The organism is Streptomyces sp. NPDC047853 (assembly GCF_043204535.1).
GTDB lineage: Bacteria > Actinomycetota > Actinomycetes > Streptomycetales > Streptomycetaceae > Streptomyces.
Genome location: NZ_JBIDCI010000003.1, coordinates 269,701 through 294,043 on the forward strand (window position 1 = coordinate 269,701; position 24,343 = coordinate 294,043).

Annotated in this window: 24 protein-coding genes, 1 tRNA gene and 2 pseudogenes; 15 read left to right on the forward strand and 12 right to left on the reverse strand. The window is 70.3% G+C overall.

What is annotated here, in order from left to right; translation table 11 throughout:
* Positions 1-42: 42 nt before the first annotated feature.
* The 3 genes and pseudogenes from ACGF5T_RS08120 to ACGF5T_RS08130 all read right to left on the reverse strand — a co-directional run.
* Positions 43-363 (reverse strand): annotated as a pseudogene (locus tag ACGF5T_RS08120) (MerR family transcriptional regulator); the annotation flags it as partial.
* Positions 364-388: 25 nt separating this feature from the next.
* Positions 389-910: a glutathione peroxidase gene (locus tag ACGF5T_RS08125; RefSeq protein ID WP_366766688.1), complete on the reverse strand. Its 522-nt coding sequence runs from the start codon at positions 908-910 to the stop codon at positions 389-391.
* 25 nt (positions 911-935) lie between these two features.
* A complete protein-coding gene (locus ACGF5T_RS08130; protein ID WP_366766687.1) occupies positions 936-1,955 on the reverse strand; it encodes an ArsR family transcriptional regulator in 1,020 nt (339 codons plus the stop codon).
* 128 nt (positions 1,956-2,083) lie between these two features.
* Between ACGF5T_RS08130 and ACGF5T_RS08135 the strand changes: the two genes are divergently transcribed.
* A complete protein-coding gene (locus ACGF5T_RS08135) occupies positions 2,084-3,301 on the forward strand; it encodes an MFS transporter (RefSeq protein WP_366766686.1) in 1,218 nt (405 codons plus the stop codon).
* Between the two features lie 24 nt (positions 3,302-3,325).
* Here the strand turns inward: ACGF5T_RS08135 and ACGF5T_RS08140 are convergent, their stop codons facing one another.
* Together ACGF5T_RS08140 and ACGF5T_RS08145 are read right to left on the reverse strand one after the other, a co-directional pair.
* On the reverse strand, positions 3,326-4,066 hold the full coding sequence (locus ACGF5T_RS08140) for a DUF5701 family protein (RefSeq protein ID WP_392887363.1): 741 nt from the start codon (positions 4,064-4,066) through the stop codon (positions 3,326-3,328).
* Positions 4,067-4,152: 86 nt separating this feature from the next.
* Positions 4,153-5,049, reverse strand: a complete 897-nt coding sequence (locus tag ACGF5T_RS08145) for a virginiamycin B lyase (protein WP_366766684.1) — start codon at positions 5,047-5,049, stop codon at positions 4,153-4,155.
* A 67-nt stretch (positions 5,050-5,116) separates the two neighbouring features.
* Between ACGF5T_RS08145 and ACGF5T_RS08150 the strand changes: the two genes are divergently transcribed.
* From ACGF5T_RS08150 to ACGF5T_RS08185, 8 genes are all read left to right on the forward strand, one after another.
* A complete protein-coding gene (locus ACGF5T_RS08150; protein ID WP_356608247.1) occupies positions 5,117-5,761 on the forward strand; it encodes a TetR/AcrR family transcriptional regulator in 645 nt (214 codons plus the stop codon).
* A gap of 225 nt (positions 5,762-5,986) precedes the next feature.
* The gene (locus ACGF5T_RS08155; RefSeq protein WP_366766747.1) at positions 5,987-7,516 is read left to right on the forward strand and encodes an MFS transporter; all 1,530 of its coding nucleotides are present in this window, start codon (positions 5,987-5,989) and stop codon (positions 7,514-7,516) included.
* 112 nt (positions 7,517-7,628) lie between these two features.
* Positions 7,629-7,988: a hypothetical protein gene (locus ACGF5T_RS08160; RefSeq protein ID WP_356608245.1), complete on the forward strand. Its 360-nt coding sequence runs from the start codon at positions 7,629-7,631 to the stop codon at positions 7,986-7,988.
* Positions 7,989-8,380: 392 nt separating this feature from the next.
* Positions 8,381-8,470 (forward strand): K(+)-transporting ATPase subunit F, encoded by a 90-nt coding sequence (gene kdpF / locus ACGF5T_RS08165; RefSeq protein WP_037922167.1) that lies wholly within the window; start codon positions 8,381-8,383, stop codon positions 8,468-8,470.
* Between the two features lie 7 nt (positions 8,471-8,477).
* Complete coding sequence (kdpA, locus tag ACGF5T_RS08170; RefSeq protein WP_366766683.1) at positions 8,478-10,178, forward strand: potassium-transporting ATPase subunit KdpA; 1,701 nt, start codon at positions 8,478-8,480, stop codon at positions 10,176-10,178.
* A complete protein-coding gene (gene kdpB / locus ACGF5T_RS08175; protein WP_366766682.1) occupies positions 10,175-12,367 on the forward strand; it encodes a potassium-transporting ATPase subunit KdpB in 2,193 nt (730 codons plus the stop codon). The genes kdpA and kdpB overlap by 4 nt, the downstream gene beginning before the upstream one ends.
* A 5-nt stretch (positions 12,368-12,372) precedes the next feature.
* Entirely contained in the window at positions 12,373-13,041 is a 669-nt protein-coding gene (locus ACGF5T_RS08180; protein ID WP_366766681.1) for a potassium-transporting ATPase subunit C, read from the forward strand.
* Between the two features lie 193 nt (positions 13,042-13,234).
* Positions 13,235-13,840: a dihydrofolate reductase family protein gene (locus ACGF5T_RS08185; RefSeq protein WP_366766680.1), complete on the forward strand. Its 606-nt coding sequence runs from the start codon at positions 13,235-13,237 to the stop codon at positions 13,838-13,840.
* 103 nt (positions 13,841-13,943) lie between these two features.
* Here the strand turns inward: ACGF5T_RS08185 and ACGF5T_RS08190 are convergent, their stop codons facing one another.
* Positions 13,944-14,669, reverse strand: coding sequence for a phosphodiesterase (locus ACGF5T_RS08190; protein ID WP_356608235.1), 726 nt, complete (start codon positions 14,667-14,669; stop codon positions 13,944-13,946).
* Complete coding sequence (locus tag ACGF5T_RS08195) at positions 14,666-14,971, reverse strand: hypothetical protein (RefSeq protein WP_366766679.1); 306 nt, start codon at positions 14,969-14,971, stop codon at positions 14,666-14,668. Before ACGF5T_RS08195 ends, ACGF5T_RS08190 begins: the two co-directional genes overlap by 4 nt.
* A gap of 180 nt (positions 14,972-15,151) precedes the next feature.
* Between ACGF5T_RS08195 and ACGF5T_RS08200 the strand changes: the two genes are divergently transcribed.
* A complete protein-coding gene (locus ACGF5T_RS08200) occupies positions 15,152-15,673 on the forward strand; it encodes a hypothetical protein (RefSeq protein ID WP_366766678.1) in 522 nt (173 codons plus the stop codon).
* Positions 15,674-15,724: 51 nt separating this feature from the next.
* Here ACGF5T_RS08200 and ACGF5T_RS08205 read toward each other — a convergent pair whose 3' ends face one another.
* The 5 genes from ACGF5T_RS08205 to ACGF5T_RS08225 form a co-directional block, all read right to left on the reverse strand.
* A complete protein-coding gene (locus ACGF5T_RS08205; RefSeq protein WP_356608229.1) occupies positions 15,725-16,267 on the reverse strand; it encodes a DUF1360 domain-containing protein in 543 nt (180 codons plus the stop codon).
* Positions 16,251-17,222, reverse strand: a complete 972-nt coding sequence (locus ACGF5T_RS08210) for a Rieske (2Fe-2S) protein (protein ID WP_356608227.1) — start codon at positions 17,220-17,222, stop codon at positions 16,251-16,253. Before ACGF5T_RS08210 ends, ACGF5T_RS08205 begins: the two co-directional genes overlap by 17 nt.
* Before the next feature lie 110 nt (positions 17,223-17,332).
* Complete coding sequence (locus tag ACGF5T_RS08215; protein ID WP_356608226.1) at positions 17,333-17,923, reverse strand: hemerythrin domain-containing protein; 591 nt, start codon at positions 17,921-17,923, stop codon at positions 17,333-17,335.
* Positions 17,924-17,933: 10 nt separating this feature from the next.
* A complete protein-coding gene (locus ACGF5T_RS08220) occupies positions 17,934-19,133 on the reverse strand; it encodes a hypothetical protein (protein WP_356608224.1) in 1,200 nt (399 codons plus the stop codon).
* Positions 19,134-19,587: 454 nt separating this feature from the next.
* Positions 19,588-19,662 (reverse strand) — tRNA-Arg (locus tag ACGF5T_RS08225).
* Between the two features lie 585 nt (positions 19,663-20,247).
* Between ACGF5T_RS08225 and ACGF5T_RS08230 the strand changes: the two genes are divergently transcribed.
* The 5 genes and pseudogenes from ACGF5T_RS08230 to ACGF5T_RS08250 all read left to right on the forward strand — a co-directional run bounded on the left by ACGF5T_RS08230 (position 20,248) and on the right by ACGF5T_RS08250 (position 24,012).
* Entirely contained in the window at positions 20,248-21,237 is a 990-nt protein-coding gene (locus ACGF5T_RS08230; protein WP_366766677.1) for a ParA family protein, read from the forward strand.
* A 2-nt stretch (positions 21,238-21,239) separates the two neighbouring features.
* Positions 21,240-22,229, forward strand: coding sequence for a PIN domain-containing protein (locus tag ACGF5T_RS08235; RefSeq protein ID WP_366766746.1), 990 nt, complete (start codon positions 21,240-21,242; stop codon positions 22,227-22,229).
* Positions 22,230-22,750: 521 nt separating this feature from the next.
* A complete protein-coding gene (locus ACGF5T_RS08240) occupies positions 22,751-22,975 on the forward strand; it encodes a hypothetical protein (RefSeq protein ID WP_224317475.1) in 225 nt (74 codons plus the stop codon).
* An 8-nt stretch (positions 22,976-22,983) separates the two neighbouring features.
* A pseudogene (locus tag ACGF5T_RS08245) lies at positions 22,984-23,716 on the forward strand (GntR family transcriptional regulator).
* Entirely contained in the window at positions 23,713-24,012 is a 300-nt protein-coding gene (locus ACGF5T_RS08250; RefSeq protein WP_366766676.1) for a hypothetical protein, read from the forward strand. Before ACGF5T_RS08245 ends, ACGF5T_RS08250 begins: the two are co-directional and overlap by 4 nt.
* The last annotated feature ends 331 nt before the right edge of the window (positions 24,013-24,343 follow it).

The following is a 24,343-nucleotide window of genomic DNA, read 5'->3' on the forward strand; positions in this document are numbered from 1 at the left end:
CGAGAGGGCTCTGTTCAGTTCCGGACCCGGGGCCGGCTCACCTCACGGGGACGCCACGTCGCACACCGGGTCCTCGGGACCCGCCGCCTCGCAGTCGGTGAAGTACACCTCCCGGCACGGCCCCGCCACCGTCAGTTCCCGAGCGGCGATCCACTCCTCCACCGCCTCGAAGGCGGCCAGGATCTGCGGATGGGCCACCTGCGCCTTGGTGATACGGGTGTAGGCCAGCCGCCGGGCCGGCTCCACCCGCACCCGCGACCGCCAGGCCCGCCCCCGCTGTCCGGCCCACTCCCGGGCCCCCGCCTCGTCGGCGACCGGCACGCACGACTCCGCCGGGCCGTCGCTCTCCATCGACACCTCGGAGGGCGAGGTCGACCGACGCGTCCGCTCAGCCCGCCAGCCGCTCCTCCACCGCCGCCACGACCTCGGCCGACTCCGGCTCGGTCTGCGGAGAGAACCGGGCGGCGACCTTGCCGTCCCTGCCGATCAGGAACTTCTCGAAGTTCCAGCGGATGTCCCCGCTGTGCCCCTCGGCGTCGGCGAAGCCGGTCAGCCGGTCGTACAGCGGATGCCGGCCCTCCCCGTTGACCTCCACCTTCTCGGTCATCGGGAAGGTCACGCCGTACGTCGCCGAACAGAACTCGGCGATCTCGCCGGCGGTGCCCGGCTCCTGGCCCATGAACTGGTTGCACGGCACGCCGAGGACCGTGAGGCCCTGCTCCGCGTACCGCTCGTGCAGCCGCTCCAAGCCGGCGTACTGCGGGGTCAGTCCGCACTTGGAGGCCACGTTGACCACCAGCACGACCCGGCCCGCGTACCGGGAGAGGTCGGCGGAGCCGCCCTGGAGGGAGCCGATCTCGACGTCGAGGGGGAGGCTGTCGTTGTTGCGCGCGTTCTCTGCGGTCGTCATGAGCGGATGCTAGCCCCGCACCACGTCACCCCCGCCGCCGCCCGTCCGGCACCGCGTCACCCGCCGCGCCGGAGCCCGCCGCGCCGGAGCCCGCCTCGACGAGGACCTCCCCGGCCGCCGAGCGCGAGTACAGCACCGACCGGCCCGCGCGCCGCCGCTCCACCAGCCCGGCGTCCAGCAGCACCCGCAGGTGCCGCCCCACCGATCCGAGGCCCTGCCCGGTCACCCCGACGAGCTGGCTGGTGCTCATGGGGGAGCCGAGCAGCACCAGCACCCCCGCGCGCGCCGGCCCGAGCAACGCGCCCAGGGCCGCGGGCACGGTCCGGGCGCCCTCGTCCGCGAGCGCGCCGACACAGGGGTAGACCACCGCGTACCGCTCGGTCCCCTCCCACGACACCCAGCCGTGCCGTTGCACGGTGATCGGCACGAGGACCAGCTCGGCGCCGGCGAGCGCCCGCGGCGGGTAGGGGTGTGCGTTGACCTGGAGGCGGCTGTCCCCGAGCCAGCGCGTGCCGGGCCGCAGCGCGTCCAGCACCGCCGCCCAGCCGCCCCGGCTCACCTGTGCCGTCCGCGCGGCCACATCCGCCTCCAGCACCCGGCGGCGCCGCTCCCAGTCCGGCCGTACGGTCTCGGCCCAGACGTACTCCAGCAGGGCGGCGGCCCGCTCGGGCAGGTCGTCGCGGTCCAGGGCGGAGGGGAGCGGACCGGCGAGGGACAGGCGCAGGTCCGCGCGGGCCTCGTCGCCGCGGACCGCGCGGACGCGCCCGACCCCCTCCTCGAAGGACTCGTCCTCGCGCGGGGCGGGCGTGAGGAAGTCGGCGATCCACCGTCGCCCGAGCCCGGAACGGACGAGCAGCGCGGTCAGCGGGTCGTCCGCCAGCCGGCGCCGGTAGCCGGGCAGGTGGGTGTCGAGCCAGGCCTGCTCACCCGGATGCGCGGCCGCCCCGGCGTGCAGCAGCTTCAGGGCGGCGAAAGCCTCGGCGAGCGGCGAGAGCACGAACCGGCTGCGGGCGAGCGTGTCGGCGCTGATCCGCCACCAGCCCATGCGACCCGCCCCCCGTCCGGTGTCCCGGCCACTCGTCCCCGGCGCCTCGGCGGCCTGGCGCCCCGGCGAGGTTTCGCCGGCACGCGAAACACTAACGGCCGGGTTCCGCACCGGCCCAGACTCCCCGCATGCCAGACACGACTCGCCGCCAGAGCTACACGGACCTGTTCCGCACCCCGGAGTTCACTCCCCTCTTCCTCTCCTCCGCGGCCAACATCGCCGCCCAGACGCTGAGCGGACTGGCGCTCGGCATCCTGGTGTTCCGGGCGACGGACTCGCCGCTGCTGTCCGCGCTGAGCATGTTCGGCCCCGCCCTCGCCCAGGTCCTCGGCGCCACGCTCTTCCTCTCCGGAGCGGACCGGCTGGCGCCGCGCGCGACGCTGGCCGGACTCTCGCTCGCCTTCGCCGTCGCCACCGCCGCCCTCGCCCTGCCCGGGCTGCCGGTCTGGGCGATGCTCCTCATCGTCCTCGCCGAGGGGCTGATCGCCTCGCTGGGCGGCGGGGTCCGCTGGGGGCTGCTCACCGAGATCCTGTCCAAGGACGGCTACCTGGCCGGGCGTTCGCTCTTCAACATGACGAGCGGCCTCATGCAGATCGCCGGTTACGCGACCGGCGGTCTCCTGGTGGCCGTGCTGTCGCCGCGCCTGTGCCTGCTGCTCGCCGCCGGCCTGTACGGCACGGCGGCCGGCCTCGCGCTGCGGCTGACCCGGCGGCCACCGCGCGCCACCGGCCGCCCCTCCGTACGGGCGACCTGGCGCGCCAACTCCCTGCTCTGGTCCTCCCGTCCACGCCGCCACCTCTACCTGGCCCTGTGGATCCCCAACGGCCTCGTCGTCGGCTGCGAGTCCCTGTTCGTCTCCTACGACCCCCGCGCCGCGGGCACGCTCTTCGCCTGCGCGGCGTTCGGCATGCTGGTTGGGGACGTGACGGTGGGACGGCTGCTGCCCGCCCGGGTGCGCCCGCGTCTGGGCGTACCGCTGCTGGTGCTGCTGGCCGCCCCCTACCTCGTCCTCTTCCTGCGCCCCCCGCTGCCGCTGACGGCCGTGCTGGTCGCGCTGGCCTCCGTCGGCTTCGGGGCGAGCCTGGTCCAGCAGGAGCGGCTGGTCGCCCTCACCCCCGAGGACCTCTCCGGGCACGCCCTCGGCCTGCACTCCGCCGGGATGCTGACCATGCAGGGGCTCGCCGCGCTGCTGGCCGGCACGGTGGCGCAGTTCAGCTCCCCGGCGACGGCGATGTCCGTGGCGGCGGCCGGCTCGCTCGCGGTGACGCTGGTGCTGACGGTGACGAGTCGACGGGGGGCGGCCGACGGGGGGCTGCTGCCGGTGCGCGTGGCGCGCGCCGGTTGAGACCCCGCGGCCGGGGCCGCGGTCTCAGGGCCGGGCGGCGCCGCGGGCACCGGCGGACGCCATGCCGAGCCAGGTGTGCGGATTGCCCGCCCAGCACCAGCCGAGCTTCGGTGCCCTCCTGCTGATCCAGATCGCCGGGACACGGCGGTCGCCGGACCGTGAACCGCCCAGCGAGAAGCACTTGTTCTTGACCAGGAGCTGCGGTGTGTGCGTCATCAGCGCGATGCCCTCCTCGATGGTGAGCAGGCTGCGGCCCCGCTCGGCGAGGGCGGCCATGGCGTCGTTGGGCACGACCCCGCAGAACTCCTCCCCGCGCTCGACGTCGAACAGCAGGTGGACCCCGTTCCCGCCGGGGGGCTGGGCCTCCTCGGTGGCGACGAACCGTTCCAGCGAGCCCGGTTCGAAGGTGCGGTCGACGAAGCCGGGCAGCCGGCCGCCGTGGAGCGTGGTCAGCGGCATGGTCCGCTCGATCGCGGCGAGTTCGCGGGTGACCACCAGGACGAAGGGCACGCGGCCGGTGGCGGCGGGGTCGTACTCCCCACCGTCGCCGTCGCCGTCGCCGTCGCCGTCCTTGGCACCGACATGGGCCACGGCCTCGGCGCGCAGCGGGGCCACCAGCTCGGCGAACTGCTCCGGGGTACGGCCGGAGAGCGCCGGGTAGCCGAGCGCGACGAGCGTACGGACCTGCCGGTCGAACTCGGCGGCGGCGTCGAGGGAGGGGGCGGCGGCGGTGGGGGCGGCGGGGGAGTGCGTCCGGTTGGTCAAGCGGGTTCCTTCCGTGGAGGCCTGGGGGTGCGGGGCGTGCTGGGCGTCCCGCGCGAGCGGGTGCGGGACGCCGGCGTCGGGAGCGGTCATGCCGGGACCTCGATCCGGGCGAGGGCGCCGGTCTCCAGCGCGCACCACAGCGCGCCGTCGTGCACGGCGATGCCGTGCGGTTCGCTGTCGGGGCGGGACAACGCGTACGAGGTGAGGGCGCCGTCGACGGTGATCCGGCCGACCCGGCCGCTGCCCCACTCGGTGAACCACAGCGCGCCGTCGGGCCCTGCCGTGACCGCGTGCGGCCGGGCCGCCGGGTCGGGCAGCGGGTACTCGGTGATGTCGCCGTCCACCGTGATCCGGCCGATCCGCCCGGCCCCGATCTCGGTGAACCACAGTGCGCCGTCGGGCCCCGCGGCCATGCCCACCGGCGCGGCGCCCTCGGTCGGCAGGGGGTGGGCCGTGCCGCGGCCGTCGACGGTGAGCCGTCCCACGGCGTTCTGCTGGTTGAGGGTGCACCACAGGGCCCCGTCGGGGCCGGTCGCGAGGGCGGACGGGAAGGCGCCGGGCGCCGGATGCTCGGTGACCTCACCGTCCACGGTGACGCGGCCGACACGGTCGACCGAGGAGAGCGTGAACCACATCGCCCCGTCCGGCCCGGCGACGATCCCGAACGGTCCGCCCTCGGGCGTCAGCGGCGCGTGGGAGGAGTAGGTGCCGTCGAGGGCGATCCGCCCGATGCGGTGCGCCCGGTACTCGGTGAACCACATCGCCCCGTCCGGTCCGGGCGCGATGACGGTCGGCCCGGCCCCCACCGGGTGGACGGTGACGCTGCCGTCCCGCGGATCACGGCGGGCGACGGCGTCCTGGTGGACGAGGGTGAACCAGAGGGCGCCGTCCGGTCCTTCGGCGAGCGCGTAGGGCCCGGCGTCGGGGCCGCTGACGGTGAACTCCTGTACGGGCTCGGTGCCCGGCTCGATAAATTCGTTCATCGGTAGTAACTTTAGCCAGAAGGAAGCTAGCCGTCAACATAAAATTACGACAGAGGTAAGATTTTTGATGGACCCGACCGGCGCCGTGCCCCTGGGCCTGCGCGAGACCAAGAAGCGCGAGACGCGGCAGCTCATCTCCGACCGGGCGACCGGGCTCTTCCTCGAGCAGGGCTTCGAGCACACGACGATCGCCGAGATCGCCGACGCCGCCCGCGTCGCCAAGAAGACGGTGACCAACTACTTCCCGCGCAAGGAGGACCTGGCCCTCGACCACCAGGAGGAGTTCGTCGCCGCCCTGGCCGGCACGGTGGACGCGCGCGAGCCGGGGGAGGCCCCCCTGTCGGCCCTGCGCCGTGCCTTCCTGGCGGCGGTGGCGGCCCAGGACCCCGTCGCGGGGTTCGCCGGCCCCGCCTTCACCCGCATGATCGCCGACAGCCCCACCCTCACCTCCTGCCTGCGCGGGCTGCACGACCGGCGGGAGGACGCCCTCGCCGAGGCACTGGCCAGGGCCACGGCCGCCTCGCCCGAGGACATCACCCCCCGCACCGCCGCGGCCCTGCTGGGCGGGGTCCACCGCGTCCTGTTCACCCGCATCCAGGAACTGACGCTGGCCGGCCGCACCAACCCGGAGATCGCCGAGCTGCTCGGTCAGGAGGCCCCGCGCGCCTTCGACCTGCTGGCGCCGGCCCTGGCGGAGTACGGGCGCGGCTGAGCCCCCGTCCCTGCCCCGACCCCGTCCCTGCCCCGCCCCCGCGCCCGCCCCCGCGCCCGCCCCCGCGTCCGGCAGGGCGTCCTACGGCGGGCAGGCACCCACCTTCCGCATGCGCCGTCACCTGGCCGGACGCACACTGGCCGGGTGAGCAGAACGCACCCGGGACGGGACGCGAAGACGCCCGGAGCCGGTCACGCCGCCTCCCAGGCGCTGGCCCTCGCCGCGATGATGTTCGCGGTGGCGATGACGTTCATCGACCAGACGATCGTCTCGATCGCGGCCCCCGACATCGTCGCCGAACTCGGCCTCTCCAGCTCCGGCATGCAGTGGGTGATCAACGCCTACCTGCTCTCCCTGGCGGCGTTCTTCGCCCTCGGCGGACGCCTGGCCGACCTCTGGGGGCCGCGCCGCGTGGTCGTGACGGGCACCCTGATCTTCGTCGTCTCCTCGGTCCTGTGCGGCTGCGTACCGGCCGGGGACTCCGCGCTGACCTGGCTCATCGTCTTCCGGACCACCCAGGGCCTGGGCGCCGCGCTGCTCTTCCCGGCCGCGCTCGCCGTGGTCGTGGCGGTCTTCCCCGTCGAACGCCGGGGCCGCGCCCTCGCCCTCTTCTTCGGCCTCACCGGCGCCCTCACCGCCGTGGGCCCGCTGCTCGGCGGCTGGCTGACGGCGTGGACCTGGCGGTCCGTCTTCTGGGTCAACGTCCCCGTGGCGATCATCGCCCTCGTCCTCACCGCGCTCGCCCGCATCGCCGACCACCGCCGCGACGAGTCGCTGGACGTCAAGGGCGCCCTGCTGATCGTCGCCGGCATGGGCCTGAGCGTGCTCGGCTTCCAGCAGGCCTCGTCCTGGGGCTGGGACTCCGCGGCGACCTGGGCCTGCATCGCGGCGGGCCTCGCCCTCCTCTACGTCTTCTGCCGCTACGAACTCCGCGTCACCGGCCACCCCCTGATCAACCTCGCGGTCTTCCGCGACCGCGCCTTCACCGTGGACGCGCTGGTGCTGTTCTTCGCGATGCTGGCGTTCGTCCCCGTGTTCTTCTTCGCCTCGGTCTACGCCCAGGTCTCCCTCAGCGCCTCGCCCAACCAGGCGGCCCTGTACCTGCTGTACTTCTTCGTCGGGTTCGCCCTCGCCTCCCAGTGGGGCGGCCGCATCCTGGACAAGCGAGGCGCCCGACCGGCACTGAGGACGGGCTGCCTGCTCGGCGCCGCCGGCTTCGCGCTCTGGGCCGGCAAGCTCACCGACCTGTCGATGCACGACCAGTGGCCCTACGTCGCGCTCGCCGGCGCGGGCATCGGCCTCATCCTGGCGCCGGCCTCCACGGACGCGGTCAACCGGGCCCTCCACGCCTCCTACGGCGAGGTCACCGGCATCACCCAGACCGTCCGCAACTACGCGGCGAGCGTGGGCCTCGCCGTCTTCGGCACGATCCTGACGCACACCATGACCGACAGGGTCACGGAGACGCTCCGCTCGCGCGGGGTGCCCCCGGACGCCGAGCACGCCGCCGCCCGCGACGTGACGGAGGCGATCACCGGCAACGCGGACACCCGCGCCCCCACGGGAGACGGCGCCCTGGCCACGACGGTGCGGGAGGCGATGCCCGACATCCGCATGGACTTCGCCGAGGCCAACCAGTGGGTCTTCTACGGCATGGCCCTTGCCATCGCCGTCGGCTACTTCTGCGCCCTGCGCCACCCCGGCGGACGGGCGGCGGAGCCCACGACGCGGGCCGCCGGCGACGACCGCGCCTGACGGAGCGCGGGGGCGCGGGCGGTCGTGCGGAGCGCCGCCGTGCACGCCCCTCCCGGCCGGTGGCACCACCGGCCGGACCGCCCGGGCGGTCCGGGGCATAGAATCCGTCGTCATGCCGAAGCCTGACGAGCTGATCGTTGACATCGCTGCCCTTGTGGAGTCCGGGCAGAGCAACCAGATGTCCCTGACCGTGGTCACCGGTGGTGCTGTCATCACCGGTCGCCTTGCTCCCGAAGCCGTGTGGAGGCAGCGGGTGTCCGAGGTGCTGGCGGACTCCGCCCGCCTCGGTGACTTCGCCGCCGTCTTCAACACCCCCGCGAAGAAGGACGGACCGCCCACGCACCTCCACTTCCACGTCGCCCGCATCCTCCAGGGCACGGTGGGGATCCCGGAGACCGGCGGGATGTACCGCATCGCCATCGAGGACGTCAGCGCCTGGACCGTGGGCGACTTCAGCTACTCCAACCGCTGACCCACCGCGCCGGGAGCGCCCACCGCACGTCAGCACGTCAGCCCTGTCGGCACCCGCCGGCAGGGCTGACGTGTCCGCGGTAGCGGCCGCGTACGACGGCGACGACCAGCCGGTCCGTCGCCGGCCCCGGCATCCCCGGGCCGCCGCCCAGCGCACGCGGCAGTCTCCTGCGTCGTCACGCCAGCTCCGTAAGAGAAGCGTCAAAGCCGTTCAGGCCACCGTAAGGAAGCCATCAACGGCGAACGAATCCGGCCAGAGGGGGGCTTCCCTCTTCTTGTCAGACTTCCGTTCGGACCTCACTAGGAGCTCGCGATGGCCGACGTGGCCTTCGTCGTCACCATGATCGCGGTGTTCGCGCTCGTGGCTCTCGTCGCCAAGGGGGTGACGAAGCTGTGACCGCCGAGAACATCGTCGGCCTGATCGTGGCCGTCGCCCTGCTCGGGTACCTCGTCCTCGCCCTGATCCACCCGGAGAGGTTCTGAGCACCCCATGAGCCCCGTCCTCGCCGGCCTGCTCCAGACGCTCGCCCTCGTGGCCGCGCTGGCGCTCGCCTGCGTCCCCCTCGGCGACCACATGGCCAGGGTCTACTCCTCCGGTACGCACTGGCGTGTGGAGAAGTGGATCTACAAGGGCATCGGTGCCGACCCGGACACCGAGATGCGCTGGCCCGCCTACCTGCGCGGCGTCCTCGCCTTCTCCCTCGCCGGAGTCCTCCTCCTCTACCTGCTCCAGCGGGTCCAGGGCGTCCTGCCCGGCTCCCTCGGCTTCGCCTCCATCGACCCGGACCAGGCGTTCAACACCGCCGCGTCCTTCGTGGCCAACACCAACTGGCAGTCGTACTACGGCGAGCAGGCCATGGGCCACGTCGTGCAGACCGCCGGTCTGGCCGTGCAGAACTTCGTCTCCGCGGCGGTCGGCATCGCCGTCGCCGTCGCCCTGGTGCGCGGGTTCGCCCTCCCCCACTCCCGGCTTCGCTCGAGCGGGGGGACCCCCATCCACACCGGCGAGCTGGGCAACTTCTGGGCCGACCTGGTGCGCGGCGTCGTGCGTGTCCTGGTGCCGCTGGCCGTCGTGGGCGCGGTGGTCCTGGTGGCCTGCGGAGTGATCCAGAACTTCGCCGGCATCCACGAGGTCGGCCAGTTCACCGGTGGCCCGCAGCAGTGGAACGGCGGTGCGGTCGCCTCGCAGGAGGTCATCAAGGAGCTGGGCACCAACGGCGGCGGCTACTTCAACGCCAACAGCGCCCACCCCTTCGAGAACCCCACCCCGTTCACCAACCTCTTCGAGATCTTCCTGATCCTGCTCATCCCGGTCGCCCTGACCCGCACCTTCGGCGTCATGGTCGGCTCGGTGCGCCAGGGCTGGGCGATCCTCGGCACCATGGCCGGCATCTGGGCCGGCTTCGTCGCCCTGATGATGTGGGCGGAGTTCGCCCACCACGGCCCGGCCCTGCAGGCGGCGGGCGGCGCGATGGAGGGCAAGGAGCTACGCTTCGGCATCGGCGGCTCGTCGCTCTTCGCGGTGTCCACCACCCTCACCTCGGCCGGCGCGGTGGACTCCTTCCACTCCTCGTTCACCGGTCTCGGCGGCGGCATCACGATGCTCGGCATGATGCTGGGCGAGATCGCGCCCGGCGGTGTCGGTTCCGGGCTCTACGGCATGCTGATCATGGCGGTCATCGCGGTGTTCATCGCGGGGCTCATGGTCGGGCGCACCCCGGAGTACCTCGGCAAGAAGATCGGCAGCCGTGAGATCAAGTTCGCGGCCCTCTACATCCTCGTCACCCCCGCGCTGGTCCTGACCTTCACCGCCGCGGCGATGGCCCTGCCCACCCCCGGCGACTCGATGACCAACAGCGGGGCGCACGGCTTCTCCGAGATCCTCTACGCCTACACCTCGGCCTCGAACAACAACGGTTCGGCCTTCGCCGGTCTGAACGCCGACACCCAGTGGTTCAACACCACCCTGGGCCTGGCCATGCTGCTCGGCCGCTTCCTGCCGATGGTGTTCGTCCTGGCGCTGGCCGGCTCGCTCGCCGGACAACGACCCGTCCCGGCCACCGCGGGCACCCTGCGCACCGAGAAGCCGCTGTTCACCGGCCTGCTCGCGGGCGCCGTCCTGATCATCACCGGTCTGACCTACTTCCCGGCACTCGCCCTGGGCCCGCTGGCCGAAGGGCTGGCGTCATGACCACCGACACGCAGAAGCACGAGGACGCCATGTCCACAGCCACCCCGACCCGGGCGCCGCACGGCGACGCACCCACCGGTCACCAGGCCGGGGAGGGCCGCGTCGGCGCGGGCCTCTTCGACCCGAGGCAGCTGCTCACGTCGCTGCCCGAGGCCTTCCGCAAGCTCGACCCGCGGGTGATGGTGAAGTCGCCCGTCATGTTCGTGGTCCTCGTCGGCTCGGTTCTGATCACCGTCTTCTCCTTCCGGAATCCCGGCGACTGGTTCGGCTGGACCATCAGCGCCTGGCTCTGGCTGACCGTGCTCTTCGCCAACCTCGCGGAGGCGGTCGCCGAGGGCCGCGGCAAGGCCCAGGCCGACACCCTGCGCAAGGCCAAGACCGACACGGTCGCCCGCCGTCTCGTCGACGGGCGTCCCGACGACGGACGTCTTGGCGGCGGGCGTCCTGCCGACGGGCGTCCCGTCGGCGGGCGCGAGGAGCTGGTGCCCGGCACCGGGCTGCGCGTCGGCGACCTGGTCGTCTGCGAGGCCGGCGACATCATCCCCGGCGACGGCGACGTCGTCGAGGGGGTCGCCTCCGTCGACGAGTCGGCGATCACCGGCGAGTCGGCACCCGTGATCCGCGAGTCGGGCGGTGACCGGTCCGCGGTGACCGGAGGCACGAAGGTGCTCTCCGACCGGGTCGTCGTCAAGATCACGACGAAGCCGGGGGAGACCTTCATCGACCGCATGATCAACCTGGTCGAGGGCGCGGCCCGGCAGAAGACGCCGAACGAGATCGCGCTGAACATCCTGCTCGCCTCGCTGACCGTCGTCTTCCTGCTGGTCTGCGCCACCCTCCCGCCCCTCGCCGCCTACGCGGGCTCCGACCTGACGATGGTCGTGCTCGTGGCGCTGCTGGTCTGCCTCATCCCGACCACGATCGGCGCCCTGCTCTCCGCGATCGGCATCGCCGGCATGGACCGTCTGGTCCAGCGCAACGTGCTGGCCATGTCCGGCCGCGCCGTCGAGGCCGCCGGTGACGTCTCCACCCTGCTGCTCGACAAGACCGGCACCATCACCCTCGGCAACCGGCGGGCCGCCGAGTTCGTGCCGGTGCGCGGCACCACCGGGCCGGAGGTCGCGGACACCGCCCAGCTCTCCTCACTGGCCGACGAGACGCCCGAGGGCCGCTCCGTCGTCGTCCTCGCCAAGGAGACGTACGGCCTGCGCGAACGCCACCGGGGCGAACTCGCCGGTGCCGCGTGGATCCCGTTCACCGCGCAGACCCGCATGTCCGGCGTGGACGTCGACGGCCGCAGGGTCCGCAAGGGCGCCGCCGGCTCCGTCGTCGCCTGGGTCCGCGAGCGCGGCGGCACGGTGGCCGAGGATGCGGAGGCCGTCGTCGAGCGCATCTCCGCGGCAGGCGGCACACCGCTGCTCGTCGCCGTCGAGGACGAACGCGGCGCCCGCGTCCTCGGGGTCGTCCATCTCAAGGACGTCGTCAAGCAGGGCATGCGCGAGCGGTTCGAGGAACTGCGGCGCATGGGGATCAAGACCGTCATGATCACGGGCGACAACCCGCTGACGGCCAAGGCCATCGCCGACGAGGCCGGTGTCGACGACTTCCTCGCGGAGGCCACGCCCGAGGACAAGATGGCCCTCATCCAGCGGGAGCAGGCCGGCGGCAAGCTCGTCGCGATGACCGGCGACGGCACCAACGACGCCCCCGCGCTCGCGCAGGCCGACGTCGGCGTGGCGATGAACACCGGCACGTCGGCCGCCAAGGAGGCCGGCAACATGGTCGACCTCGACTCCGACCCGACCAAGCTCATCGAGATCGTCGAGATCGGCAAGCAGCTCCTGATCACCCGCGGCGCGCTCACCACGTTCTCCATCGCCAACGACGTCGCCAAGTACTTCGCGATCATCCCGGCCCTGTTCGCCGCGGTCCACCCCGGCCTGGACAAGCTCAACATCATGGGCCTGTCCTCGCCCGACTCCGCGATCCTGTCCGCGGTGGTCTTCAACGCCCTGGTCATCGTCGCGCTGGTCCCGCTCGCCCTCAAGGGAGTGCGCTACCGGCCGCTCAGCGCCGACCGGCTGCTCCGCCGCAACCTCGCCGTCTACGGCCTGGGCGGCCTGATCGCGCCGTTCATCGGCATCAAGATCATCGACCTGCTCGTCTCGCTCATCCCCGGAATCGGTTGACCGCCATGAACACCTCCGTCAGCAACACCGCCCGGCTGCTCGGCGCCGGCCTGCGCGCCCTGCTCGTCCTGACCGTCGTCACCGGCATCGTCTACCCCCTCGTCGTCACCGGCATCGCCCAGGGCCTCTTCCCCGGCAGGGCGAACGGCTCCGAGATCGAGGCCGACGGCAGGGTCGTCGGCTCCTCCCTGATCGGCCAGTCGTACAACCTGCCGCTGAAGAAGGGGGAGGAGACCCCGGAACCGGACCTGAAGTGGTTCCAGGGCCGCCCGGCGAACGGCCTCGGCACCAACACCGTCAACACCCAGTACGACCTCCTCCTGTCCGGCGCCACCAACCGCTCCGCCGACAACCCGGAACTCGTCCGGTGGGTGAAGGACGCCAAGGCCGCCGTCGTCGCGGACAACTCCGTACGCGGCTACACCGTCGACCCCGCCGACGTGCCCGCCGACGCGGTCACCTCCTCCGGCTCCGGCCTGGACCCGGACATCTCCCCCGCGTACGCGGACCTCCAGGTCCACCGGGTCGCCGAGAAGAACGGCCTGCCCGTCGACCGGGTCCGGCACCTGGTCGACGAACACACCGAGAACCGCACCCTCGGCTTCCTCGGGGAACCCCGGGTCAACGTCCTCGAACTGAACATCGCGCTCAAGGAACTCGTCGCCGGGAGGTGACGGGCCGCCTGTCCCCTGTCGGTGTCCCCTGGTTTCGGTCGCGGCACGGATTCCGCTCACGCGGAGCAGACCGCCTCATGCGCCGCAGGCCGCCGGGCCGGCGAAGGCGGGCTCGTCACTCCCGCAGCGCGACCGATGAGTTTGTGGCTCCCGGCCGGTCCGAACTCATGACACCCCAGGAAAGGACAAGGCCATGTCGGAACTTCTCGTCGACTTCATCACCTCCCTCGACGGCTACGCATCGGGAGAGGGATGGCCCGGGTTCTGGGGCCTCGAAGGCCCGGAGTACCTCGCATGGCTGGGCGAGCAGCCCGAGGTCACCTACCTGATGGGAGCCAACACCTACCGGCTGATGTCGGGCTTCGCCGCAGGCGAGGTCCCGGAGGGCCAGGACGAGTTCAGGCCCGAAGAAGAGGCCTCCGTCGACGAGCTCACGCAAGCGGCCAAGGTGGTGTTCTCCTCCTCACTCCAGGAGCCGCTGACGTGGGCCAACTCCAGGCTGGTCCGCGACGACGCCGTCGAGGCGGTCCGCGCCATGAAGTCGAGCGGCTCGGGTCTCCTCAGTACGATCGGCAGCCTCAGCCTGTGCCGGTCCCTGCTACGGGCCGGACTCGTCGACCGCTTCCGGGTCGTGATGTTCCCGGTGATCACCGGGGCCACGGGCGCAGAACGCATCTACGACGGCTATCCGGACGTTGCCCTCGAGATGATCGGGCACCGCACCTTCGACGGCCGCATCCAGCTGGTCGAGTACAAGCCCCGCGTGCTCGAGCACCCCCCGCTCGGCGTCTCCGGGTGACGTCTCCACGGAGCCAGTGATCATGCTGTCGTCGAGCCGGCCTCACCGCGTCGACGGCGAGGGGTGAGGACCCCCGGTCCGAGGGCATGGGGTCGGCCGGGGATCACCTACGGGCGTCCCCGGTTCCGTCCGGCTCGCCCGTGGTCCGTCCGTGGCGGGAGCCCGCGTAGGCGGCGTCGCGGAGTCGGCGCAGGCGTCCGGTGGGGTGCAGTCCGGGCAGGCTGTGGGCGTAGGGGTCGTAGGACACGGTGCTGGTGGCCGGAGCGGGGTGCACGGCTTCCAGGGACAGCGAGGCGAAGGTGCGCCAGGGTTCGTCGGGGGCGGCCGCACGCAGGTCGAAGCGGACGGGCCGGCGGGCGAGCTCCTGCCACAGGGTCGGCAGGGTGTCTTCCGCGGTGCCGCCCGGGCCGGGGACGGGGAAGGCCGCCAGGACGCGTTCGCGCTCCCCCAGCCGGTAGGACAGCAGGGTCGAGTACGGGCCGGCCAGGGCGTCGGGCCGCAGCAGAGGAAGATGGCGACCGAACCGGCCTGCGCGGCTGGACGTGAACAGCACGTCGAGCGGGTTGCCGAGGCCGTCGGCGTCCTCGACCCGTACGGCCAGGCCCAGGCCGTCCGGCAGCCGCCGGGGCAGGCCGAGCGCCCGGGACCAGCGCACGGTCGCCCGGTAGGAGCCGGGCCGGTCCAGCCACGGCACGCCCCATCCGGCGTCCGCGTCGCCGGTCACTGTCAGCGTGCCCGAGCAGAGCACCCCGTGGGGGTGCAGGGCCGGTGCCGAGCGCCACCGGGCCAGCCGGTCCGCCACGCGGTGAGCCGGACGCTCGGCGATCACGCTGCTCCTCGGGGCTCGGGCCGGATGACGGCGCGGACGCAGCCGTCGGTCTTCTGCTTGACCATGTCGTACGCGGTGGGCGCCTGGTCGAGGGAGAGGGTGTGGGTCGCGAGGTGGGCCGTCTCGATCTCGCCGGCGGCCATCCGCTCCAGCAGCATCGGGATGCAGCGCTGGCCGTGCGTCTGCGCGCCGCGCACGGCGAGCCCCTTGTTGATCACGGCGCCGAGCGGAACCTGTCGACGGCGCCCGCGAAGACGCCCAGGGGCGGCCACGACCGGCACCGCCCGCCACAGCTTCTTCATGGAACGCCCTCCACTCCGGTGTCCGGCGGCCACCGTCCGGCGTCGGGTTTCCGCGGCCTCCCGGACGAAACGGGGGCGGTGCCAAGGAGCCGGGAAGCCGGAGGCACGGGAGCCGGGAAGCCGGAGGCCGGGGAGTCGGGGAGCAGGTGGAACCGGGGAGCCTTGGGTACTCGCGGCGGCATGATGAAGCGCGCGCTGTGGCAGGGACTGGTGGCCGGCACGGCCGGGGTACTGGCGATGACGCTGGGCGAGAAGGCGGAGCAGCGGCTGACCGGGCGCCGTGACTCCCACGTGCCCGCCCGCACCCTGGAACGCCTCACCGGCCTGCGGGAGCATCCCCGCCGCCAACCCGTACCACTGAACCTGGCCATGCACGTGGGGCAGGGCGCCCTCCTCGGCGTGCTGCGGTCGGTGATGTCGCAGGCCGGGCTGCGCGGACCCTGGTCGTCGGCGAAGTTCGCCGTCGTCCGCCTCACCAACGACCAGATCCTGGAGAACGCCACCGGTGTCGGCGCCCCGCCCCAGACCTGGCCGCGTCGCGAACTCGTCGTCGACCTGCTCCACAAGACGGTGTACGCCTTCGCCACCGGTGCGGTCGCCGATGCCCTGGCCGCCAGGTCGGGCCTCGGCCCCGGTCAACGACACGCCGCCATGCGCCCGGGCCGCCGCTCCGACGTGGGTCCGCCGCCTCGGGGCCGGTGACCGCGACGCCGGGCTCCGCCGGAAGGCGTTCCGGCGCGTGGTGGGACGGGCTCACTCACCGGTCGTCTTGTCCACCAGCGCGCTGTACGTCAGCTGCAACGCGTCCGCGCCCGCCAGCGCGGTGAGCGCCCCCATGGCCGTGCGGGTGGCGCGGGGCCACAGCAACTGCCCGGCGGTGAGGGTCGAGGCCACCCACACGCTCATGCAGAACGGGCAGGTCAGCAGCTCGCCGACCGTGTCCTTGGCGCCCTCGGACCGCGCCTCCTCATGCAGCTCGGCCGGCCCCTGCGGACCCTGATACGTGGTGAAGGGGGCCCTCAGCGGGCTGGTCACCGACGCCTTGCTCAGCAGTCGGCTCAGCCGGAAGGTCGCCACCGCGGTCAGCGCCACGTCCCAGGGCACGGGCCGGTCCGGCAGCGGACGGCCACGCATCCTGACCACCGTCGCCCACCCCGCCGTGTACGCGCCGAAGGCCGTCATGGCCGCCAGATAGCCGCGCAGCGGGCGGGCTTCCCCCGCCGAGTACGTGCGTTCGGTGTGTCGCAGCCGTCGCCTCAGACGCTCCGCGAGACGGCCGTCAGTCGCTGAACCCATGGCCCCTGCTCTCCTCTTCCCGCTTCGGTGCCTCGTCCGCTTCGCGGTCGGCCGGCTTCTCCGTCCCGTCCTCCCGGCGCAGCCTGATCTCCACCTGTGCGTCGACGACGCGGGTGTCGAAGGCCGGCTGGGGCGCGGTGGCGGGGCCGCGGACGTTCCAGCCGTCCGAGAGCCGGAAGACACTGCCGTGCCAGGGACAGCGGACGCACCCGTCGGCGACCGTGCCCTCGGACAGCGGGCCCGCCAGATGACTGCACCGGTCCGCCAGCGCGTGGAAGGTGCCGCCGGTCTCGCGCACCACCAGGACCGGTACGTCGTCCACGGCACGCCGCACGGGCCGGCCGGCGGGGAACTCGTCCACGGTGCCGATCCGGTGCCAGCCCTCGCCGACGACGTGCGGCACCTCCTCGGCGTGGTTGGCGCCGGAAGCCTGCCGGTAGGCGAGGTGGCCGCCCAGCATGCCGCCCAGCCCCACCACCGTCAGCCCGAGAAAGCCGTACGCGCGGCCCGCACCGGCCCGTCCGGTGAGGCGGCACAGGAGCGAGGCGCCGTACAGTCCCACGGCCGCCGTGTTGGCCACGGCGTGCACCAGCCCCACCCGTGTCTGCTGCCGATGGAGTTCGGCCCAGTCGACCGCGCCCGCCAGCGCAGCGGGTCCGGCCGCCGCCAGTCCCACACCCACCAGCAGGCCGGCCTCCCGGGAACGGCCGGGCCACAGGTCGAGCACGGCGGCGGACATCCAACTGCCGATCGGCACCTGCACCATCAAGGGGTGTACGGGATGCCCCAGCCACCTGCCGTGCAACCCGTCCCGCGCGCGGCCCAGCGGGAGCGCTCGCACGCGTGTGGTCAGCTTGTCGATCGCCGCGTCCGCCCTGGGATCACGCTCCAGGGCGTCGAGCAGCCACAGCATTCGGTTCTGCCCCGTACGGCGGCGACCTGGCTTCTTGCTCATGGGCGGAGGGTCCCCCCAGGGGCAGGGGGCAAACAGCCGCTGTGGAGGGCACCGCTCTCGCGTCCCGGCCGACCGGTCACAGGGGCCCGGCCGGCCAGGAGGACGCGGAGTCAGCCCTTGCCCATGGCCTTGCGGACGGCGTCCTTGGTGCGGTCCATGAGGGCGGCGACCGGCCCGAGCGCCATGTTCTTCGCCCCGGACTCGACACCCGGGTGGGGACGGGTGGGCGCCATCGCCTCGGCGGCCTTGATGGCCTTGGCCATCGCGGCGAGGTTGGTGGCGTCGGTGCTGCGGCGGATGTGGGTGAACTCGTAGCGTTCCTCGGCCCGCGCGTGCTCCTGCACGTCCTTGCGCAGCTTGAGCAGCTGGGGCATGAACTTCGGGTCGTCGGTGTCCATCTCGTCCAGCGCGGACAAGGTCTCCTTGGCCGCCTTCTCCTCGGCGAGCCGGTCCTTCACCACCTGCTCGCCGCCGGGGAAGCCCTTGCGCGCGAAGGGGTGGACGACCTCCTCCTCGGCGGTCTCGTGCACGGCCAGCAGCCGCACCAGACGGTGGAAGGCGTCCCGGCGCTCCTCACCCTTGGTGGCCTCGACCTCGTCGAAGAGGTTGCGGATGTCGCCGTGCTGGCGCATCAGCAGGGAGACGACGTCGTCGTCCTTGGAGAGGTCGTCCCCGGCGTGCGGGGTCTTCAGCTCGGACATGGCGGCCTCCCTACTTCTCGCGCTGCGCGGGGTCGGGGTGCTCGCCTTCGCTCTGGACGCGGTACTCGCGCCCGAACATCTCCTGGTGCTCGTGGATCACCCGGTCGCTGGGGGGTGCCTCGCCGCCGTGGATCTGCTCCTGCATCTGCTCGAACCGCTCGTGCGCCTCACGCACATAGCCGGCGCCCAGGGTCGTGAGGTCCATCTGGGTGTCGAGCAGCTCCCGCAGGTACCCCTTGTTCGGCTCGAAGGTGAGCACGTTGGGCAGCTCGGGGGCCAGCACCGAGGCGGGGTCGCGGCCGTCGTGGCGGCGCATCAGGTCGCAGGCGGCGTGCAGGTGCTCCAGCTCCATGTTCAGGTGCAGCTCCCAGATCGCCTTGACCCTGGGATCGCTCTCCTGCTCCATGAAGGAGTAGTAGAGGTAGCACTCGTTGTACTCGTGGTTGACCAGCTGCTCCCACCACGTCTCACCCGGGTCCACGAGCGACTCGTAGTGGGTGACGTGCTCCTCCTCGATCAGCCCGATCTCCTGGTAGAGCTGGCGGGCGATCGGCTCCATGTAGGTGGGGCCGGTGTTCATGTAGAAGTTCATGGTCTGCTGCTCCGCCGACATGATCGTCAGGGCGTGCAGCTTGGACAGCGGGTTCGTCTGGTCCTTGGCGTACGGGTCGCGGACGTTGTCGACCGGATTGCGGTGGTGGTACCTGGTGGGCCGGCCGGGCATGACCTCGGTCAGGCCGTCGACGATCGACTCCGCCTTGCGGTGCTCGATCATCTCGTACAGGTTCGCGTACCGGTACAGGTGGTCGAAGTCCTCCAGCACCCCGAACTGGTACGCCTGCTTCAGGTACGGGTCCGGCTCCATCCGTGCCACCCACGCCGTCAGGTCCACGGCGACCTGCTCGTATGCGATGGTCGTCTCCAGCACCGAGGAGACTCCGGGGAGCAGCCAGTTCACGACCTTCTGCTGCTGCGCCTCGATGTAGCGCACCCGCGCCAGCTGCCGCTTGACCTCCGGGTCGACCGTGTTCCGGGCGAGCTGGTGGCTGAAGAGGATCGCCTCCACCTCGATGCCGTTCATCGTGATGATGCGGCAGCGGGTGTACGGGTCGCAGTGGTCCGGGTCGATCGGGTCCACGTTCAGCTCACGCCAGTTGCGCAGCTGCCGGTCCAGCGGGATGCCCCGCTGCTCCAACGGATTGAACGTCATGGGCGTTGCCTCCTGGGGGGCGGGACGAGCGGAGGGCTCGTGCGCCGCCGGGGTACCCCGTTTCGGGCGACGAGCACGGACCAGCTCCCCAGTCTCTTCACCAAGCGCGCCTTTGAGCCACTGCTCACGCCCGCGCGCCGCGTGGTTCCCTCCGCTGGGTCAACTCGACCGGCGAGTGCCGTCGCGCTCTGACGCGAAACGCACCCCCGCGCCCGCGCCCCGCCCCGACCACGACGCGCCCCGTGCCCCGTGCCCTGATCACGGTGGGCTCGTGCGGGCACGCGAAGCCAACGCCAGAAGCGCCGCGAGCAGGTGGATGAGGATCGCTGACGGGCTGAGCCCTGCTGTCGGTAGCGGCGCGCGGTTGTGCACTGGGTGTGCCATGTCTGCTGCCGCGAGGAAGAAGGCCCTCCCGTCCGTCGGACGAAAGGGCCTCTGACCATGTGCTTCTCTGTGCCCCCGGCAGGATTCGAACCTGCGACACCCGCTTTCGGAGAGAGGCTGGGTGATCTGCTGGCTGAGCTGCGGCTTCGCCGGCCGAGGAAGCGGGCGGCTACTTGACCGCGGGGCACCGGGGCTGACCGTGGCTGACCTCTGCATCTGGCACCTTTGTGGCACGAACCTCAGCCGACGACAGTCAGCCACGACGGCGGGTGCGCCGACCGATCAGGCGCGCGTGTGCCTCGCTGCACCCCCGCCGGCCTTCACCACGATGTCAGTGCCGTCGCCCAGAGCAAGCAACGGCAGCCGGCACGTGTTGCTGAGTCCTCAACTTGGGAAGCTTGGGGTGTGCTGAAGCCACCGACGAAGTGACCTGCGATGGAGCGGGGTCTCACCTATGGTCTGATCCTTGCCGCTGCCCGTAAGCCACCGGATGTTCCGCCATGTGAATGGCACGGCGATATTCCATTACCGCAATCTGACTGTCACGAGTAGAGCGGAAGAGTCGAATGAGGAGCCTAGACTCGCTACGATCTCTGGATCGAGGGGCGCGGCAAAAAAGACACTCGGGAAATTGCGTATATATCCACCCATCTCCACCCTGCCTTCGACAGTCGAAAGTTGCGGGCGCTTCGGGGCATCGTGAATTTGTGCGGACTATGGAGAACATTGCATGAAAATCATTTCCTTCTTCAATCATAAGGGTGGTGTCGGAAAGACCACTCTCGTCTATAACATTGGCATCGCTTTGGCAAAAACGAAGCGAGTTCTTTTCATCGATGCTGACGCGCAGGCCAACCTGACAAGCGCTGCCCTGCCCGTAACTAAAGTTGAGTCATTGTTCGGTTCGGGTGGGACGATCTATTCTTGTCTGCGCCCCGTAGTCGAGGGGTCAGGCGCTCTCAAGGTGATTCGCCCGGTAAAAATCAGGGATTCTGCCTGGGTCCTACCGGGGGACATTCGATTGAGCGATTACGAAGAGTTCGCCCCCACGGGGTGGACTGAGGCTCTGGCGGGTCAGCCGCGAGGTTTCCAGGTAAGTACGGCCATCTATCGGTTGATTATGGAAATCGCGTCTCAAGTCTCGGCTGATTATGTCTTCGTTGATCTTGGGCCGAACGTCGGAGCGCTAAACAGAAACGTCATAGTTGGTTCAACCGGATTTGTGGTGCCCCTCGCCCCAGATCTCTTCTCGCTAACGGCGCTACCTAGCGTTGGCAAGAGTGTTGCCAACTGGATTGACGAGTGGGGTACAGCGAAGAGGGCAGTGGAGAGAAGAGGTCTGGAATTTGATTTCGAGCTTCCGCCGGGCCTTCCGAGTCCGCTCGGCTATGTGAGTCAACAGTTCACTGTTTATCGAGACCAACCAGCAGAGGCGTATAAGCATTGGAATGAGCGAATTCCCGATGCTTACCAATCGGGAATTGTGGCATCTCTAGGAGGTGTTGGGGTGCTTCCTCCATCAGGTGCGGCATCGATCGGCGAGGTGCCCAACCTCTCTAGTTTGGTGCCTATTGCTCAGCGGACACACAAGGCCGTATTCGAACTGAATGGAAGCGAGGCCCGGGGTGCGCATTACACTCGGGCCCGAAATGCCATCAACCTCTTCAGTTCCCTCGCTGATGAAATCTCTTCGCGCGCTGACGAAGTAGCGGACAGGTGATCATGCTGATCGTTCTCGACACGAACCTATTGCCCAGACAAGGAAAGGTCAAGAATGTGGCAATCTCCACGTTGCTGCGCATAGCCCCTGCCCTTGGTGCCACCGTGGCGATTCCTCGTGTCGTGCTGGCGGAGTCAATTAATGCTAGGCGGCAGGTGGTGCAACAAGCCATCGACCAGCACAATGCTGCTGTGGCGAACCTTGCGAAGTACTGCGAGATTAACGCAGCCTATTTCCCTTCGCTGGAAACTATTGTCGATGAATGGAAGGAGGAGCTGGAGACCTCATTCGCCGTTCTTGAGTTGGATGGAGAAGACGCGATTGAGGCACTGGAGCGCGAGGCTATGAGGCGAAAGCCGGCGAAGGTAAACGGCACGGGTGCTCGCGACTCAGCGATTTGGCTCTGTGTCAAAAGGTGCCACTTCGAGAGGGCAGGGGACACTCATTTCGCTTCCGGAAATACAGAAGACTTTGCCACTTCGAAGCGGGACCATTCCTTGCATCCGAACCTTGTGGAGGAACTGGGTGAGAGATCCTCTGATTTTCACTATCACACCAGCATCGATTCGGTGATTGACGCTCTCTGTTCGCGCACTAAGGTGTCGCTGACCATGAAAGCCTTGTCGAGTGAAATACTCCTCTCGATCATTGATCAAATTGTTGATCACGAAGATTTGGGGAACTTTCCAGAGTTTTCCGATCGAAGCCCTGAGGATTTCGGGCCAATCGAGTCGCTCTATTTCACTAGTATTGACGTGCGCAGTGCGTACTCTGCCGCAGAGGTGACGGTAGGTTTCGGTTCTGCCACATTCCAGATGCCGCTCGCGCCCGAAGCGCATGAAACACTCGGAACGTCGGTGACTGGAAGGCTGGGGGGTTGGTTCGCGCTCACCGGAGATGGGCAAGTAGCTGAATTTGATGTGACAATGCTCAGGAGCCTTTCCTACGTGAGGGCGTGGGAAGAGCAAGATGGCGCTGCGGCCGAGCTTTGATATCCGATCCAAGCCTTCGGAGCCGACCGCCCCAGCCGGGACGTACCCCTCCCACGGCAAATAGCTGAATTATGTACCGCGCGCGGTGAGCGGAGCGAGCCGCCTTGAACCAGTAGAGGGAGTTTGAATCATGCTCGGGCTGCTGCCCTGTCCGGTCCCGGTGGATGCTTGACAGTGCGGCCCCGGTTGACGGTTGCTGGGCTGAGCAAGCCTGGCTGCTGCTGGCGCGTGGTGATGGAAGGACGCGTCCGGACACGTGCGATGGTCATCGCCCCTCGCCTCTCGGCGGACGCCTGGTCAGCGCTGACAGGGGCTTGCTGTTGCCACATCGTCGACAGCCGCACATCGCAGACGCCGCGTCCGTCCCCTACCGCTCGACTGCATGTCGGATCGGCACGCACCACGTCTGCGCCGACGCCTCCCCGACGCCGGCCCCGTCCGACATCCCGGTGATCTGCGAGGCGTGCGACTGCCCCGTGCCACTCGGGTGTTGACCCGTCCGCGTCCTTGGAGGTGACGCGGTGACGGCGTATGCCCCCGGCGGCGCGCTGGTCTCCAACGTCGAGGTCACCGCGACCACCGTGCAACGCGGCGACATTATCCAACTCGGCGGCCATGCCTTCCGGGTGAGAGACCTCTTCCAACTCCCCCAGGGAGCGAAGCAACTGGTCTTCGAGTCGGGCGAACTGCTGACCATACATGCGCGTACCCGGCTCGTCGCCGTGCGAATGCTGAGAAGGCGGTGACCGGCTCCATGCGCTCACGCCACCTCGACATCGCCGACGACCTCCGGCAGCAGATCACAGCCGGCCGCATCCTGCCGAGCGAACGCCTTCCATCCGAGGCTGCTCTCGCCGACCGCTACGGGATCAGCACGGTGACGCTGCGAAGAGCACTCGCCGTGCTCCAGAGGGAAGGCCTCGTCGAGAAGATCCACGGCAAAGGCAACTTCGTCCGCCGCCCTCACCGCAAGATCATGTACGTCGGCGGCTGGGGCACCCTGGACCCGTGGACCGCCGCCGAACCGGACTTGCGCGTCACCATCCGCAGCACCGCAGTTCAGGCACAAGCGCACTTGGCGACCTTGTTGAAGGTGCCGACGGGCAGCCCCGTCGTGGAGTTCACCTGCCTCAGCCGCGCAGGTGTGTCACCACACGGCCTGGCGCGCGTCTACATGCCGCACGACCTGGTCCCGCCCGAAGCTACTCGACGACCCCTCCACGTCCAGAGAGGCAGCCAGAAGGTTCGCCTTCCTCGTTCCACCCCCGACTGCTGCCCGAGAGACGGTGAGCGCTCGCTTCCCGACACCGGACGAAGCCTCGGCCCTCCGAATCGGCATCGCGTCAGTCGTCCTCTCCATCACTCGCATCGCCACCGACTCCACGGGCCGCGTCGTCGAAGCCACGCTTCTGGCCTTCCCAGGGGATCGAGTCGACGCCGTGTTCACCACCCACCACGTGATCGACGAAAGGCAGAGCAAGGGATGACGGCACCGAACGAACTGCGGCTCCTCCCGTGGTCGGGCCCGGAAGGCAAGCCCTGCTACCTGAGCACCGATGAACGGGGCGGCTACATGTCTCGCCTGGCGGACAATGTCGAGGCGGTCCAACTCGGCATGGCGGCCGAGCTCCTGGAGGAAGCCTCCGAAACTCTCAACGACCGGGATGTGGCCCTTGACGAGATGTGGCGCTTGGCGAAGGAGCTGAGCGGGGCTCTCCGGGACGTCCTACGCGTTGCTACTAGTCGCGGGCATCTCCTAGCGCTCGGGGAGCCGCGCCCCTGAGAGACCACCAAGAGCGGCTGCTCTGCGGCGACGTCCCTCGACACACGCAGAGAGAAGCCCGCCTACTGATCATTCCTTCCGCTGACCAGCGGAGCTGAGATGCCCACGGCTCTGACCAGATCAGACGTCGTGGGCTTCAGCGCTGTTGGTTGGCAGCGACTGGCCTTGGACGGCCCAGGGACGCCCCCGGGGGGCCGGTCGCCAAGCGCTTAGAAGATGCGGGCACACCTTGGCGGGTCCAGCCGATCGGCCTACGCCGGCGCCATGCAGGGCCGTCAGACGCCCCTGAGGCCCGCCTCCGCTGCCGTCCACGCTGCCGTAGCCGTCAAGG